Source organism: Alphaproteobacteria bacterium, from assembly GCA_033344895.1.
GTDB lineage: Bacteria > Pseudomonadota > Alphaproteobacteria > UBA8366 > Aestuariispiraceae > Pacificispira.
On sequence record JAWPMN010000001.1, the window covers coordinates 3,048,314 to 3,063,483 of the forward strand.

The following is a 15,170-nucleotide window of genomic DNA, read 5'->3' on the forward strand; positions in this document are numbered from 1 at the left end:
AATAGCCCAAGGCTGACGCCTGACCATGTCCGCAATCCGCCCAATCCTGCCGGTCGTTCTGGCCACGATCTTCAACATCGTTGGCATGGGCATGGTCGTGCCGGGCCTGCCGTTCCAAGTCACCTCTCACGGCGGTGAGACGGGTGTTGCCCCGCTGATTTTCTCTGCCTTCTCCGCGGCTGCGGTGTTGGGGGCGCCGGTCTGGGGGTGGCTGTCCGACCGGATGGGACGCAAGCCGGTGCTGCTCGCTTCCGCTCTGACGACGGCGTTGTCCTACCTGTGGCTGGCCAATGTCGACAGCCTGACCGAACTGTATGCCAGCCGGATTTTCGCCGGTCTGATGGCCGGTTGGTTCGCGGCGTCGGCCGCTTATATCGCCGATGTCACCGCCCCGGCCGACCGTGCGAAGGGCATGGGCATGCTGGGCGCTTCCTTCGGGATCGGCTTTACCATCGGCCCGGCGCTGGGCGCCTGGGCCGTGGGGGGCGCCGATCCGGTCTATGCGCTGCCTGCCTATGCCGCTGCCGGCTGTACGGTGGTCTGTGCGCTGATCACGCTGGTCTTCGTTCGGGAACCGGCCCGTCATGCCGCCGAACAGACGGTGCGTTTCGCAACGAATGTGCTGCGCAACGGTGATGTTTCCAGGCTTCTGGTCCTGCACTTCACCGTCCACCTGGTCTTCACGGCGATGGAAGGGGTTTTTGCGATCTGGGCTGCGGCCAATTTCGGTCTTGGTGCGCGGGAGGTTGGGTATTACCTGGCCTTCGCCGGACTTGTGACCGTTATCGTTCAAGGGGGTGTCGTCCGCCGGGTGGTCCCGATCCTGGGCGAGGGGCGTGTGATCCTGATCGCGGTGGGATCGTTGATGCTGACGATGGTGACGGTGATCGCGGTCACCGACGTCTGGATGATCCTGATCCCGATGGCGCTGCTGGCAATTGGTATCGGGCTGCACAACCCGGCAATGCAGAGCCTGCTGAGCCAGGTTTCGCCGGATCACATGAAGGGCGGCACGATGGGCAATGCGCAGAGCGCGCAATCCCTTGCCCGCGTCGCCGGTCCGGCCTGGGGGGCCGCCGCCTTTACGGCTTTCGGTTCGGAATCGCCGTTCCTGCTGGGCTTCGTGATCCTGGCTGGTGCTTTCGTCTTTGCGATTTTCCTGGCGCGTCGCTTCCCGAAGGAGGCCCTTGCCTCGAATGAGGTATAAATGCGCCGGAAATTTGCCTGAAGAAATACTGAAAAATTCACCTATATTATTGATTTTAAAACGGTTTTAGTTCCCATTCCGGATTGCGCATGATTACATTTCCCGTTCCTGGAGGAGCGGAGGGATGATCGTTTCCCGACTACTGGCAAAGATACCCAAACGGGTTCGCGCGTTCTGGCAATCGACATCCGGCGGCACATTGCCGCTGGCAGCCGGCATGATGCTCACACTGGTCGGATTTGCCGGGCTGGCGCTGGACGGGGCGCGTCTGATCTATGCCAAGGACGTATTGCAGCGGGCGGTGGATGCCGGAGGACTGGCGGCGGGTCACGCGCTGGACGTCGACGACATGAACGCCGACGGTCATGACTTCTTCAATGCCAATGTTGCCGCGGGCGGGGGCATCTTGCGCAACACCGCGATGACAATCGCAACGTCCGACGACAACCGGGTGCTGACGCTGAACGCCTCGGCTCAGGTGGAACCGACTTTCATGTCGGTCTTCGGCTTCGGGGCCATCACCGTGTCCGCGTCGACCGAGGTGACGCGTGAGACCCGCGGCATGGAACTGGCGCTGGTGATGGACAATACCGGATCGATGCGTTCCGGCGGGAAGATTACCGCGATGAAGGATGCGGCCCGATCGCTCGTCAACAATATCTACGGCGAGGAGGAGGTGAATCCGAATCTCTGGATATCGCTCATCCCCTATACGGCGGCGGTCAATGTCGGGGCGGGCCGTGACGTCTGGTTGGACAGTGACGGCCAGGATGCCATCGACAATGGTGATTTCGGCCCGACGGGCTGGAAGGGCTGCGTCGAGGCGCGGAGCGGAATGGGCGACCGCACGGACGACCCTCCTGCGGACAACCCATTCCCGATCTTCTTCTATGCCGATGCCAGCGACAATGACTGGATCCTGTCCGGCGGCAGCTACGATATCGATGAATCGAACGGGGCCCAGAACAACGGGACAGGTCCCAATCTGGGCTGCGGTCCGGCCATCACCCCCCTGACCGCCGCGAAGGGACCGGTGATCGCCGCAATCGACGAAATGCTGCCATGGCACCGTGGCGGCACGACATCCAATCTGGGGCTCGTATGGGGGTGGCGCACGCTGTCTCCGCGCTGGCAGGGTTTGTGGGGCGGCGCAACGCCTGCGGAACTGCCGCTGCCCTATGACGAGCCGTTCATGGACAAGGTCATCGTCGTCCTGACCGACGGGCAGAACCAGTTCTATGACCACAATGGCGGCGGGCCGGAAGGGTCGGACTACACCGCCTACGACCGGCTGAATATCTTCGGCTATGAGACGCTGGATCAGGCCCGGGCGGAGATCGACGACCGGTTCGCGGAAGTGTGCACGACAATCAAGCAGTCCGGGATCAAGATCTTCGCGATTACCTTCGGCTCGACGCCGAATGCGTCTACACAGGCGTTGTACCGGAACTGCGCGTCCAACAGCGCCTTCTACTTTCACGCGCCGTCCAACGATGAATTGCAGTCGGTCTTTGACACGATCGGCCGTCAGCTCAGCAATCTGAGGCTGTCACAATGATCCGGGCATTCGTGAAATCCTCCGACGGCACAACCTCGGTTGAACTGGCCCTGGGGTTTCCGGTCCTGCTGTCCTTCGTGATCGGTGTGATCGAGATTGCGAACCTGATCTTTCTCAGTGTTTCGCTGGAGAATGCGGTGCTGCATGCCTCGCGGTTCGGCATTACCGGTTCGACGACGACCGGCGTCACCCGCCTGGAGCAGGTTCGCTCGATCATCGAGGATCAGACCTTCGGGCGCATTCCACCGGACGATCTGGTCATCGACACGCTGGTCTTCGATCAGTTTGCCGATATCGGAAAGCCGGAACCCTTTGCAGACGCCAACGGGAACGGCAGCTACGACGCGGGAGAAAGCTATTCGGACGTCAACGGAAACGGAAGCTGGGATGCGGATATGGGAACCGCGGGGCTGGGTGGAGCCGGTGACATTGTCCTGTATCGCGTCCGATATACCGCACCCAGCCTGACCGGTTTCATGGATTGGGCGACGCAGGCAGTGCAACTGACGGCCGCCGTCGCCGTGCGCAACGAGCCTTACTGATGGAACAGGTTGCTGCCTTCCTGCGTGATCGGCGGGGATCGGCCCTGATCGAGGTCGCGTTTTCGATTCCGATCCTGATGGTTCTGCTGACCGGGATCGTGGAGATCGGCTTCTTTCTGATGCTGAATCAGAAACTGCAGCACACGGCGGTGTCGATTTCCGATCTGACGACGCGGGACGAGGACATCGATCAGACAACCATGGACGACATCTTCAACGCTGCGCCGCTGATCATGGAGCCATTCGACATGACGTCGAATGCGCGGATTTATGTGACGGCCGCCGGAAACAACAGCGATGGCAACGCAACGATCTTCTGGCAGCGCACAGGGGCCGGAAGCCTGATGCAGACCTCCGGTATCGGGGTCGAGGGGGGCACACCGACCCTGCCGCCGGACATTCCGCTACGGGACAACGAAACCCTGGTCGTCACCGAGGTCTATTACGAGTATCAGCCTGTCTTCTTTTCGGTCATCGACCCGGTTCGCCTGCGCCGTACCGCCTTCTACCGCCCTCGCATCGGCGCCTTGCAGTCGATCGGAAACAACTGAGGGGAAGCCGGATCGCTGTGCGGTGTCTGCTGCAACGCGGGGTGGGGTGGTTCAGGCCGCCGCACTCTTCGCCGGTTCGAAGCGCAAGGCGTCGAGATAGGCCTTCACCGTCGCATCGAAGCCCATCCATAACGCATCCGCCGTAAAGGCGTGACCGATGGAGACTTCGTCCAGGCGGGGCAGGGCATGCACTAGCGCAGGCAGATTTTGCGTCGTCAGGTCGTGCCCGGCATTGATCAGCAATCCGGCCTTCACCGCCGCCTCTGCGGATCGCACATAGCGCCGCAGTACAGTGTCCCGTTCGTCGGTGTCATAGGCATCGGCATAGGGGCCGGTATAGAGTTCCACCCGGTCGGCGCCGAGGCTCGCGGCCTTGTGCATCGCCGGTTCGGGATCGTCGGTGGCGTTCATGAACAACGACACCCGACAGCCGATCCCCTTCAGGGTCGCGATTACCTGGCGCAGGCGGGCTTCCTCCGCGAAGACGTCCCAGCCATTGTCCGATGTCGCGGCTTCGGGCGAGTCGGGCACCAGCGTTGCCTGATCCGGCCGAACCCGGTCGACGATCGCCAGATAGTCGTCGAAGGGATTGCCTTCGATATTGAATTCTGCGCCACGCGAGTCCCAGCCTTCCTCGCGAATCATCTCCGCCAGGTTGAAAACGTCGCTGCGCCGGATGTGGCGCTCGTCGGGGCGCGGATGCACCGTCAATCCGTGAGCGCCTGCCTTCAGGACCGTGCGGCCGGCCTCGACAGGATCGGGATAGCCGACATGGCGCTGATTGCGCAGCAGGGCGACCTTGTTCAGGTTTACGGACAGTTTTGCAGCCTGTCTTTTCATGGCACCGAATTCCAGTTTCTGACTTTTACGCGCGGAATGGCACTAATGTAGTGTCTTCTTGCCGAATATCGACAGGTCCATTTATGAAGTTTCCGCGTAGGCCGCTGGAACCGCACTTCCTGCTGTCCAAACCGCGTCGAATACCCGATAAGAGGGCATGGTACTTTCCGACAATATTCGAGGGGCCGCCCTGATGGCGGCAAGCATGGCGGCCTTCGTCTCGAATGACGCGCTCATGAAATTGGCCTCATCGGATGTATCGCTGTTTCAGGCCCTGTTCATCCGCGGTCTGATCGCCACGGTGGCGATTGCCTGCATTGCCGCCTGGCGGGGCCAGATTTTCGCGCGCTTCGAACGCCGTGACTGGAAGATCCTATCGCTACGACTGATCGGCGAGATCGGGGCGACCCTGTGCTTCCTGACCGCGCTGTTCAACATGAAGCTGGCAAACGTCACGGCCATCCTGCAGGCCCTGCCGCTGGCGGTGACATTGGGGGCCGCGGTCTTCCTGCATGAACCGGTCGGCTGGCGGCGCTGGACGGCGATTGCCGTCGGATTCATCGGCGTTCTGGTGATCATTCGGCCGGGGTCGGAAGGGTTCAATAGCTATTCCATGCTGGCGGTGCTTTCGGTCGCTTTCGTCGTGCTGCGCGATCTGTCCACGCGTCGGTTGAACGCCCATGTGCCGTCGATTTTCGTCGCCATGATGACCTCGATTGCGATCACCACCATCGGCGGGCTGATGTGCCTGACGTCGGAGTGGCGGCCGATCGAGGTTGAAACCGTCTGGCCTCTGGCCGGTGCTGCGGGATTTCTGGTCTTCGGCTATCTGTTCAGCGTCATGACCATGCGCGTGGGCGAGATCAGTTTTGTCGCCCCCTTCCGCTATACCATCCTGATCTGGGCGATCCTGCTGGGCATTTTCCTGTTCGGTGAGTATCCGGACGAGTGGATGCTGGTCGGCAGTGCGATCATCGTCGGAACCGGTATGTATTCCTTCTATCGCGAACGCATCCGCGGTCGGTCGATCCCGCATCGGAACCGTCGCCCGTAGCGCGGCGACCCGACGTAACATCACCCGAAAAAAGATGCCCCCTCCCGGATGGAAGGGGGCAGGGATCACCTGCTTGGCCGGTAGAGGGTGGGACGTCTGAACTACGCGGCTGTTCGGCAGGTGTTGAGGACTTCTGCGACGGTTCTGCCCAGGGCTGCAGGGTTGGGGGCGACGGTGACCCCCGCATCCTTGAGAATCTCGACCTTTTCCTGGGCGCTTTCCCCGAAGGCCGAAATGATCGCACCGGCATGCCCCATGCGGCGGCCTTTGGGGGCCGACAGGCCGGCGACATAGGCGATCACTGGCTTGGTCATGTGATCGCGAACGAATTCCGCGGCCTCGGCTTCCTGCGGCCCGCCGATCTCTCCGATCATCATCACGGCGTCGGTATCCGGATCCTGTTCGAAGAGTTCCAGGATATCGCGGAAGGAAGAGCCGTTGATCGGGTCACCGCCGATCCCGACGGAGGTCGAGACACCGATGCCCAGCTCCTTCATCTGGCTGGCGGCTTCGTAGCCCAATGTGCCGGAGCGGCCGACGATGCCGACGCGGCCCGGCTGATAGATGTGGCCGGGCATGATACCCATCATTGCCCTGCCGGGAGAGATCGTCCCGGCGCAGTTCGGCCCGGCCAGGATCATCCGGTTCTCGGCGCGGTATCGGCGCATATAGCGTTTCACCCGTATCATGTCCTGCGCCGGAATGCCGTCGGTGATACAGACACAGTAACGGATGCCGGCATCGGCCGCTTCCATGATTGAATCCGCGGCGAAAGGCGGTGGCACGAAGACGATGGAGGCCTCGGCGCCGGTTTCCTCGACCGCGCCGCGAACGGTGTTGAACACCGGCCGATCCAGATGCGTCTCGCCGCCCTTGCCGGGCGTTACGCCGCCGACGACCTGGGTGCCATAGTCGATCATTTCCCGGGCGTGGAAGGTGCCGATGCGCCCGGTGAAGCCTTGGACGAGGACCTTGGTGGTTTCGTTCAGCAGGATGGCCATTTCTCGTCTCCTCAGGCGGCGCTGAGGCCGCGCCAGGCATTGACCGCCATGCGCGCGGCATCGGCCAACGTGTCGGCTACCAGGATCTGCAGCCCGCTTTCGGCCAGGATTTGACGTCCCTCTTCGACATGTGTGCCCGACAGGCGGACCACCAGCGGGATGGACAACTCCAACTCCCGCACCGCCTGGACGACACCCTCCGCGACCCAGTCGCACCGGTTGATCCCGGCGAAGATGTTCACCAGCAATGCCTCGACATTGTCGTCGGCCAATACCGCTCTGAAGGCCTTCACTACGCGTTCCGGTGAGGCGCCGCCGCCGATATCGAGGAAGTTGGCGGGCTCGCCGCCTTCGATCTGGATCATGTCCATGGTTGCCATGGCCAGCCCCGCACCATTGATGATGCAGCCGATCCGGCCGTCCAGTCCGACATAACTGAGGCCGCGGTCCGCGGCGTAGGTTTCGCGGGCGTCTTCCTGCGACTTGTCGCGCAGCTCCGAAATGCGGGGCAGACGAAACAGCGCGTTGTCGTCGAAAGTCATCTTGGCGTCCAGCGCGACCAGATGCCCGTCCAGACCGACGACCAGCGGGTTGATCTCCACCATGGTCGCGTCCAATTCGCTGAAGGCCCGGAAACAGCCGATCAGGATCTGTGTCATCTGTCCGATCTGGGACGGTTCCAGTCCAAGACCGAAGGCGATCTCCCGGGCCTGGAACTCGCACAGGCCCACGGCCGGGTCGACGCTGACCCGCAGGATGGAATCCGGCTCGCTGGCACTGATCTCCTCGATTTCCATGCCCCCGGCTGCCGAGGCCACGACCATGACGCGTTCAGACTTTCGATCCAGAACGAGGCCCAGATAGATTTCCTGTTCGAAAGCCGTCGCCTCCTCGACATACAGGCGATAGACGGTCTTTCCCCGCGGCCCGGTCTGGTGGGTCACCAGCTTGCGCCCCAGAAGATCATCCGCCGCATCCCATATTTCCCGATCCGTGGCACAGACTCGGATGCCGCCCGCCTTGCCGCGCGCGCCTGAATGGATCTGCGCCTTCACGACCCATTTCTCCCCGCCGACTTCCCGCGCCCGATAGGTCGCCTGCTCGGGGCTGTAGGCCAGACCGCCGCGTGGCACGGGCACGCCGAATTTGGATAGCAACTCCTTGGCCTGATACTCGTGGATGTCCATGACGTGTCTCCCGGTTGGGTGGCCTACTCGGCGGCGGCGGCCAGGACGGCGGGCGCAGTTTCGCGGTAATGGTCTATGGCGGCACCGACGCCGGACCCGGCTTGCAGTTCGACACCGCAATCGCGCAGGGCGATCTCCGCCGCCGCGATGCCGGACAGGATCTTCACCTCGTCCAGCGCCCCAAGATGGCCTATGCGGAAGACCCGCCCTGCCACCTTCGAAAGGCCGACGCCGAAGGATGTGTTGTACTTGTGATAGGCCGTACGGACGACATCGGCGCTGTCGAAGCCTTCCGGCACGATGACGGCGGTAACGGTGTCGGATGCGATCCCCGGTCGGGCGGCACAGATATCGAGGCCCCAGGCGGTCACCGCGCGGCGGACCCCCTCGGCCAGTCGGCCGTGCCGGGCCCAGACGTTTTCAATGCCTTCTTCCGCCAGGATGTCCAGCGAGACCCGCAGACCGCGCAAAAGCTGTGTGGCAGGCGTATAGGGGAAATAGCCGTCCTTGTTGGCGCCGCCATGCCAGGCGAAGTCGAAATAGCTGCGCCGGCACTGTGCCGTCTCCGATGCCGCCATGGCCTTGCGGCTGGCGCAGACGACCGACAGGCCGGTCGGCAGCATCAGGCCCTTCTGAGAGCCCGCGATGGCCAGGTCGACGCCCCATTCGTCCATGCGGAATTCGATACAGGCGATGGAACTGATTCCGTCGACCATCAGCAGGGCCGGGTGATCGGCAGCGTCCAGGATCCGTCGGACGCCCGCGACATCGGACGTTACGCCCGTCGCCGTCTCGTTCTGGCACACAAGGACGGCCTTGATTGTTTCGGCGTCCGGCTGGGTCAGGCGTTCCTCCAAACGGTCCAACGGGAAGGCTTCGCCCCAGGGCATTTCCCATTCCTCGGTCTCGAAGCCGAGGTCACGGCACATCTTGGCCCAAAGCATGGAGAACTGGCCGAAACTGGCGACAATAACACGGTCGCCCGGCGACAGCGTGTTGGTCAGCGCTGCTTCCCAAGCGCCGGTGCCGGATGACGGAAACAGAAAGATCTCCCCCGTCTCCGATTTGAACAGTGCCTTCAGATCCCGAAACAGCGGCTTCGTAAGGTCCGGAAAGTCCGGCGCCCGAATATCCTCCATCGCCAGGTTCATGGCGCGCCGCACGCGGTCGGGAATATTGGTCGGACCGGGAATGAAGAGATGTTTCGGTTCGGTCATCAGTCGGCTCCTCGAAGAACGGGTCGCAGGCGGATTCAGGACGTGCCGGGCTTTCGATCGTAGAATTCCGTCTCGACCGTTCGCATGGCATCATGGAAGGCGAAGGGGTCGGCCGGCTCCGGTCGACCGGCTCGACGTCTGGCCAGATAAAGGCGTAGCGGATTGGGGTGGTCCCCATCGAACTCGACTACGGTATCGGGCATCGGCTTCGTCCTTTCGGAAAGGAATGAAGCGGATGGGGCCCCGGCGACCCTCGGCGGCTAGGCGTCCTGCACAGCCGCGTCGGATCTTCCCATCCGCTTCTGAGGGGTAAGGTCGGGGAATTCCGGTTTTCCCGGAACATTCCGATGGATAGCCGATTGAATTCTTTTGGGCGGGGCCGGAAAGGCCAGAACGGGTAGGTATTTGCCTACCCGCGCGTGGATACGCGGTGCTTCGCCGGGTTGCCGGAAGTTCTGCTATTCAAAATCCCGACGGCGTTCGACGAACAAGGCGACGGCCATGGCCCGGTTGCTGACGTCCAGCTTCTCGTAGAGGTTCTTCAGGTGAAACTTCACGGTATTGCCGGAGATGCCGAAACGCCGGGCGATCTGCAGATTGGTCCAGCCTTGGGACAGCGCCTTCAGCAGTTCGCGCTCTCTCTGGGTCAGGTCGGCGAAGGGGTCGCTGTAGAGGGCGCGGACGTCGATATACGGGAAGCTGATCCGTCCGTGCGAGACATCGATCAGCGTGTCCAGAAGGAATTCCGGTGGCTCGCTCTTGGAGCAGAAGCCGAACCCGCCGAGTGCCATGACCCGCTTGGGAATCGCGGGGTGGGGAGACCCGGTATAGACAACGATCTTCTTGCGCGTGCCGGAGCCGCGCACGACTTTCAGCACCTCGTCGGCCCGCATGTCGGGCAACAGCCAGCCGATGACGCCCAGCTCGGTCGGTCCGTTCAGCAGCGCGTCCAGGAAGGCCTGCCCCGAATCGAAACAACCGCGGCATACGAAACGACCGTCGTCGTCGCAAAGGCCGCTCAGCCCACGCCTGACCAGCGGGTTCTTGTCCGCGATCATGATGTCGATGCGCCGTTCCATCCCCATGAACTCCGCTCGGTGACCCCGACTCTCCCGGAACACGCCCGGTGAACCCGGCATTTTCCACGGAATTGCCCGAACGAGTGACGGAATAGCGACGCGTTCTCACACAAACGGCCCAAGTTCCGGGGTGAACCCGGAAGTCACCAGCCGTTGCAACGAGACCAGACGGATGTGGGGGCGCCGTTTTCCAGCACGGTGTAGTCAGGATAGGCGGCGGCTGTCATGCAGGCGTGGTTGGGCAGGACACGAACGAGGCTGCCGACCGGCAAACGATCGAACAGGGCCTCGTCGGGCAAGACCAGATGGCCATGTTCCTGACTGACGGAGGTCACGAAGACGCCGGGGATGGGGTCGCCGGTCTCGTCGCAGACTTCGCCGTAACCGACTTCGGGACGAAAGGCGTTTGCGCCCCTGTCCTTCGACAGGGCGAGGCCGCCTGCGTCGATCAGGATCTTTCGCGCCTCGCGGTTATGTCCGATGACCGTCGACAGAACGCTGAGTGCAAGCTCTTCCCGCCGACAGATGCCGCGGGATTGTTGATCCAGATCGAAAAAGACGAAGACACCGGCGCGGTACTCGGTCAGGCCCGTGGCGTCGCGACTGAACAGCGCCGTCGGGGTCGACCCGGCACTGACCGTCGAAACTGTGTGGCCGGCCGCGCGCAATCGGTCGGCGGCCCGGACGACGGCCTGACGCTCCTCCTCGGCGATGCGCCGGATATCTTCGATATCGTCGACGCCATAGGAATGTCCGGCATGGGTCAGCACGCCTTCCAGACGGGCACTGCCCGATGCGGCCAGGACGTCCGCCATGGCCATCAGCGTGTCGCCGCCGGGCGCCGTGCCGCCGCGACTGTCGCCGCAATCGACTTCGATCAGAAGCTTGAAGGCCGCACCGTGCTCCGCGACGGCCCGTGCCGCGTCGACGGTGTCGGCGATGATCTTCAGATCCACGCCCCGGCCGATCAGCGCTGCGGCCCGGTCCAGTTTCCCTGGCGCGATGCCGACCGCATAGGTGATATCGGTGAAACCGTGGTCAGCGAAGTATTCCGCTTCCTGCAGGGTCGATACCGTGATCCCGCGCCTGCGGCCCGCGGTGGCCAGTTCGCCTACGGCGGCGGATTTCGCCGTCTTGAGATGCGGCCGCAGAGCCACCCCGAGGGCATCCACTGCGGCCGTCATCCGGGCGATATTGGCCTCCAGCCGCGACCGGTCCAGAATCAGCCGGGGTGTTTCCAGATCCGAAAGACCGCTCATCGCTCCCGGACCAGAAGCCAGACAGCGTGGATGCTGCCCGGCAGCCAGCCGAACAGGCAGAGAACGATGTTCAGGATGAACTGCAGGCCAAGGCCGTCCGTCATCAGGGCCGAGATCGGCGGCAAGAAGATTGCGAGTAGAACGCGCAGAATGCTCATGTCGATTCCTCTGTCTTCTGATTTCCGGTTGAGGTTATGCGGCTTCGCGTGTCAACGCCAGTGCCGCAAGGGTTGAATTCCGTTTGGCGGCATCGTGTTTTGACTTATACTTATTTGCATGTACTCCGTCGATTTCACCGCACTTGTAGAACTCGCTTCCGGGCAGGAGGCTGTGCCATCGGATGCGATGAGCGCCAATCCGCCCCGTTCCCTTGCGTTCAATAACGCCCTGGAGCTGGCTGAGTTCCAATCGGTCCACGAATTGGTGTCGGGCATGTCGACGGAAGGTGTTGTTGATTGGGACCAATTCGACATCGGACCTTTCGGACCTTTGATGCCATCCATCGCCACGCTGGACCATTTCAAGACCGACCTGGGGGAGGACGACTACGTCTACCGCTATGTCGGTCGGAACTTGGAGACGATCGCCAAGCGCAGCCTGCGCCATGTCAGCCTGCGGCAGGTGCTGGTGGGAAAGAGCCGCGATGCGATCTTGACGGAATACGGTGCCACGCTCGCCGGACGGGTACCGCGGGCCAGCACCGGCAATGTCGATGTCTCGGACATGGTCTGGGTGCGTTATCTGCGATTTCTCTATCCGGTCCGCACAAAGACAGGAATCGACAGGCTGCTGCTGTTCATGTTGTTCGCTGCGCCCTAGTCGGGAACCCGGTCAGGCTGGCCGATCCCGGAGGCTTAATTGCCCTTACGGATCAGCCCAAAACGGTTTCGATCCGGCCCAATCCATCGAACTCGCCGACGATCTGGGCGCCCAAGCGCCCCTCGAAGACCTTCGTGACGACACCGGTCGATACCCAGTCGCCGACACGCAATCCCTTGCCCCTGCTGTTCAGCGCGTTGGCCAGCCAGTGCAGAACTACCAGCGGTCCGCCCAGAGCGGCCGCGCCGCTGCCGGTTCCGATCTCCTGACCGTCCATCGAGACCCGGACCTGTGTGGCGGCCAGATCGATCTCCCGCCAGTCAGCCCGGCCGCGACCATGGGTAAAGGCATGATTGGCTGCGCCGTCGGCGATCAGCCAGTTGGCGTCGACGCCGAAACCGCCCGGAAGGCGGCGGTCGATGATCTCGATGGCGGGAAAAACGGCGGCAACGGCGTCCGCTACCTCAGCCTCGCTATAGGACTTGTCCCGCGGCGGCAGGTCGGCGCTCATGCGGAAGGCGAACTCCACCTCGACGACATTCATCGATCCGTCGGGTGTCGGTATGCGGTTCGGCGCCGGGTAGATCCAGCGGTCGAACAACGGGCCATAGAATGGCTCATCGACTTTCAGCATTTTCTGAACGTCGGCATTGGTTGCCCCGACCTTCCAGCCGGCGACCGGCAGCCCCAACGCGGCGATCATGTCGTTCTGCACGGCATAAGCCTTGTCGGGATCGTTAGGAACAGGGCCCGTCGACGCCGCCAGCTTGGTTCCATTCAGGCGGGCGTCCGCCAGGGCGGCGCCGATTGAGACGTTTTCGACGGTTGTGGTCATGTATCGCTGTCCCGGTTCAAGGTTTGCGCGGCAATTTCGTCCTCGGAAACCGGCTCGCGCGCGCCACGTTCCCAGATGCCGGAGGCGCCGCGCAGCCATCTGGCGCGATGCCATGTTCCGGAATCGTCCTGTTCCCACCAAAAGATCGGTGCGGTGAAGTCCCCGACCCAGGCGAAGTAGAGCAACACGGGTTCGTCACCGGTCGTCAGCGAATGGGCGCGTTCCCGAGGCGTGATCGAGTAGTCGCCCGCGGCAAGCTGAAATGGCGCGCCGTCCACGCCGTGGCGCAGTGTCAGTGTGCCGCCGAGGCAGAAGTACAGCTCGGCCGCGACATGGGTGTGCAGGGGGTAGTGAATGTTGGGGGCCAGCGAAAACAGGCCGCCCCGCATGCGCTCGCATCCCAGAATGCCCAGCGCCCCGTACAGATGGGCCGCGTGCATTCCGCTTTGAAGCGCCGGATCGACATCCGGATGCTCGCTCAGAACGGTCTTCCACGCGGCCAGTCGAGCGATGTCCGGCAAACTTTCGGCCAGGGGCTGTGAGACCGCCACTTTCGGCAGGGCCGCGTCGAAAGAGGGCGGTGGTTCCGGTGGAGAGTCGACGGGCTGTTCTTCAAAGCCGTCCCGCATCCCCTGAATCAGCGGGGCCAGGAACGGGAGGAGGGTTATATCCTCCCGCGCCCGGCCGCGCAGTTCTTCGACCAGCGCGGCGGTGAAACGGATGCGCGGGTCTTCGAGGGTCATCGGCTTCGGATCAGCTCAGGTTTCCGCAGGCTGTCTGGATGCGCTTGCACGCTTCCTCCAGGGCTTCCGTCGACGTGGCGTAGGAAATCCGGAAATAGGGCGACAGGCCAAACGCCGCGCCGTGCACGGCGGCGACGCCCTGATCTTCCAGCAAGTAGGCGATGAAGTCCTCATCGGTCTCCAGCACCTTGCCGGACGGTGTCTTGCGGCCGATCACGCCCGCGCAGGACGGATAGACGTAGAACGCCCCTTCCGGCGTCGCGCAGGAAAGGCCGTCGGCCTGATTCAGCATGCCGACAACCAGATCACGACGTTCCTTGAACACGGCATTGTGCTTTTCGATGAAGGAGTGATCGCCATCCAGTGCCGCGACCGAGGCCCACTGCACGAAGGTCGCGGGCGACGTCGTCGACTGCGAGTTCAGCATATTGATCGCCTTGATCAGGTCCTTGTTGCCGGCCGCATAACCAAGGCGCCAGCCCGTCATGCAATAGGCCTTGGAGAGGCCGTTCAGGGTCAGCGTGCGGTCGTACAGTTTCGGTTCGACCTGCGCGATCGTCGCGAACTTGAAATCGTCATAGGTGATGAATTCGTACATGTCGTCGGTCATGACATGGACATGGTCGCAGCCCGGCTCCAGCAGCACGGCGGCCAGCGCCTTCAACTCAGCGGCGGTATAGGCGGCGCCGGTCGGGTTGGACGGGCTGTTCAGCATCAGCCATTTCGTCTTCGGCGTGATCGCCTTGCGCAGCATGTCCGGCGTTAGCTTGAACCCGGTTTCAGCCGGGCAGTCGATCAGCACCGGGTTGCCTTCCATCAGGGCGGCGATATCGGTGTAGCTGACCCAGAACGGCGCGGGAATCAGGACTTCGTCGCCCGGGTTCACCGTTGCCATCATGGCATTGAAGATGGTCTGCTTGCCGCCTGCGCCAACGGTGATCTGGCTGATATCATAGTCCAGTCCGTTGTCGCGTTTCAGCTTGCGGGCGATGGCCTCACGCAGTTGCGGGATGCCCGGGGGCGGCCCGTATTTGGTCTTGCCCGCCGCGATCGCGTCGTAAGCCGCCTTCTTGATATGCTCCGGTGTGTCGAAATCGGGTTCCCCCGCGCCCAGGCCGATGACGTCTCGGCCGGCGGCTTTCAGCTCGTTCGCCTTCGCGGTGACGGCGACGGTCGGGGAGGGCTTGATCCGTTTCAGACGGTCCGCAAGAAAGGCCATGACTTTCTGGGCTCCTGTTTTCTAGGGATTTCGATGCGCGAACGGCGCAAACCTACGCC

Annotated in this window: 17 protein-coding genes; 6 read left to right on the top strand and 11 right to left on the bottom strand. The window is 62.8% G+C overall.

Features of this window, described 5'->3' with window-relative positions; genetic code table 11:
* Window positions 1-25: 25 nt before the first annotated feature.
* The 4 genes from R8L07_14625 to R8L07_14640 all read left to right on the top strand — a co-directional run bounded on the left by R8L07_14625 (window position 26) and on the right by R8L07_14640 (window position 3,858).
* On the top strand, window positions 26-1,207 hold the full coding sequence (locus R8L07_14625; GenBank protein ID MDW3206768.1) for an MFS transporter: 1,182 nt from the start codon (window positions 26-28) through the stop codon (window positions 1,205-1,207).
* 124 nt (window positions 1,208-1,331) lie between these two features.
* The gene (locus tag R8L07_14630) at window positions 1,332-2,765 is read left to right on the top strand and encodes a pilus assembly protein TadG-related protein (protein ID MDW3206769.1); all 1,434 of its coding nucleotides are present in this window, start codon (window positions 1,332-1,334) and stop codon (window positions 2,763-2,765) included.
* The gene (locus R8L07_14635; GenBank protein ID MDW3206770.1) at window positions 2,762-3,307 is read left to right on the top strand and encodes a pilus assembly protein; all 546 of its coding nucleotides are present in this window, start codon (window positions 2,762-2,764) and stop codon (window positions 3,305-3,307) included. Before R8L07_14630 ends, R8L07_14635 begins: the two co-directional genes overlap by 4 nt.
* The gene (locus R8L07_14640) at window positions 3,307-3,858 is read left to right on the top strand and encodes a TadE/TadG family type IV pilus assembly protein (protein ID MDW3206771.1); all 552 of its coding nucleotides are present in this window, start codon (window positions 3,307-3,309) and stop codon (window positions 3,856-3,858) included. The genes R8L07_14635 and R8L07_14640 overlap by 1 nt, the downstream gene beginning before the upstream one ends.
* Window positions 3,859-3,909: 51 nt before the next feature.
* Here R8L07_14640 and R8L07_14645 read toward each other — a convergent pair whose 3' ends face one another.
* On the bottom strand, window positions 3,910-4,698 hold the full coding sequence (locus tag R8L07_14645; GenBank protein MDW3206772.1) for a pyridoxine 5'-phosphate synthase: 789 nt from the start codon (window positions 4,696-4,698) through the stop codon (window positions 3,910-3,912).
* A 157-nt stretch (window positions 4,699-4,855) separates the two neighbouring features.
* On the opposite strand from R8L07_14645, the gene R8L07_14650 reads away from it, so the two are divergent.
* Window positions 4,856-5,752 carry a DMT family transporter gene (locus R8L07_14650; protein MDW3206773.1) on the top strand — a complete coding sequence of 299 codons (897 nt, stop codon included), beginning with the start codon at window positions 4,856-4,858 and terminating at the stop codon, window positions 5,750-5,752.
* Between the two features lie 101 nt (window positions 5,753-5,853).
* Here R8L07_14650 and sucD read toward each other — a convergent pair whose 3' ends face one another.
* From sucD to R8L07_14685, 7 genes are all read right to left on the bottom strand, one after another.
* Window positions 5,854-6,753 carry a succinate--CoA ligase subunit alpha gene (sucD, locus tag R8L07_14655; protein MDW3206774.1) on the bottom strand — a complete coding sequence of 300 codons (900 nt, stop codon included), beginning with the start codon at window positions 6,751-6,753 and terminating at the stop codon, window positions 5,854-5,856.
* 11 nt (window positions 6,754-6,764) lie between these two features.
* Window positions 6,765-7,940: a malate--CoA ligase subunit beta gene (locus tag R8L07_14660; protein ID MDW3206775.1), complete on the bottom strand. Its 1,176-nt coding sequence runs from the start codon at window positions 7,938-7,940 to the stop codon at window positions 6,765-6,767.
* A 23-nt stretch (window positions 7,941-7,963) separates the two neighbouring features.
* Window positions 7,964-9,157 carry an aminotransferase class V-fold PLP-dependent enzyme gene (locus R8L07_14665; GenBank protein MDW3206776.1) on the bottom strand — a complete coding sequence of 398 codons (1,194 nt, stop codon included), beginning with the start codon at window positions 9,155-9,157 and terminating at the stop codon, window positions 7,964-7,966.
* A gap of 35 nt (window positions 9,158-9,192) precedes the next feature.
* Window positions 9,193-9,360 (bottom strand): hypothetical protein, encoded by a 168-nt coding sequence (locus tag R8L07_14670; protein ID MDW3206777.1) that lies wholly within the window; start codon window positions 9,358-9,360, stop codon window positions 9,193-9,195.
* Between the two features lie 255 nt (window positions 9,361-9,615).
* Entirely contained in the window at window positions 9,616-10,236 is a 621-nt protein-coding gene (locus R8L07_14675; GenBank protein MDW3206778.1) for a response regulator transcription factor, read from the bottom strand.
* Between the two features lie 143 nt (window positions 10,237-10,379).
* Window positions 10,380-11,495, bottom strand: coding sequence for an alanine racemase (locus tag R8L07_14680; protein MDW3206779.1), 1,116 nt, complete (start codon window positions 11,493-11,495; stop codon window positions 10,380-10,382).
* On the bottom strand, window positions 11,492-11,653 hold the full coding sequence (locus R8L07_14685) for a YqaE/Pmp3 family membrane protein (GenBank protein ID MDW3206780.1): 162 nt from the start codon (window positions 11,651-11,653) through the stop codon (window positions 11,492-11,494). The genes R8L07_14680 and R8L07_14685 overlap by 4 nt, the downstream gene beginning before the upstream one ends.
* 187 nt (window positions 11,654-11,840) lie before the next feature.
* Here R8L07_14685 and R8L07_14690 point away from each other — a divergent pair, with 187 nt between their 5' ends.
* Complete coding sequence (locus R8L07_14690) at window positions 11,841-12,314, top strand: hypothetical protein (protein ID MDW3206781.1); 474 nt, start codon at window positions 11,841-11,843, stop codon at window positions 12,312-12,314.
* Window positions 12,315-12,366: 52 nt separating this feature from the next.
* Here R8L07_14690 and R8L07_14695 read toward each other — a convergent pair whose 3' ends face one another.
* The 3 genes from R8L07_14695 to R8L07_14705 are packed head-to-tail and all read right to left on the bottom strand — an operon-like array spanning window position 12,367 to window position 15,111.
* The gene (locus R8L07_14695) at window positions 12,367-13,149 is read right to left on the bottom strand and encodes a hydratase (protein ID MDW3206782.1); all 783 of its coding nucleotides are present in this window, start codon (window positions 13,147-13,149) and stop codon (window positions 12,367-12,369) included.
* Complete coding sequence (locus R8L07_14700; GenBank protein ID MDW3206783.1) at window positions 13,146-13,892, bottom strand: dimethylsulfonioproprionate lyase family protein; 747 nt, start codon at window positions 13,890-13,892, stop codon at window positions 13,146-13,148. Before R8L07_14700 ends, R8L07_14695 begins: the two co-directional genes overlap by 4 nt.
* Before the next feature lie 10 nt (window positions 13,893-13,902).
* A complete protein-coding gene (locus tag R8L07_14705) occupies window positions 13,903-15,111 on the bottom strand; it encodes a pyridoxal phosphate-dependent aminotransferase (protein ID MDW3206784.1) in 1,209 nt (402 codons plus the stop codon).
* Window positions 15,112-15,170 lie beyond the last annotated feature (59 nt).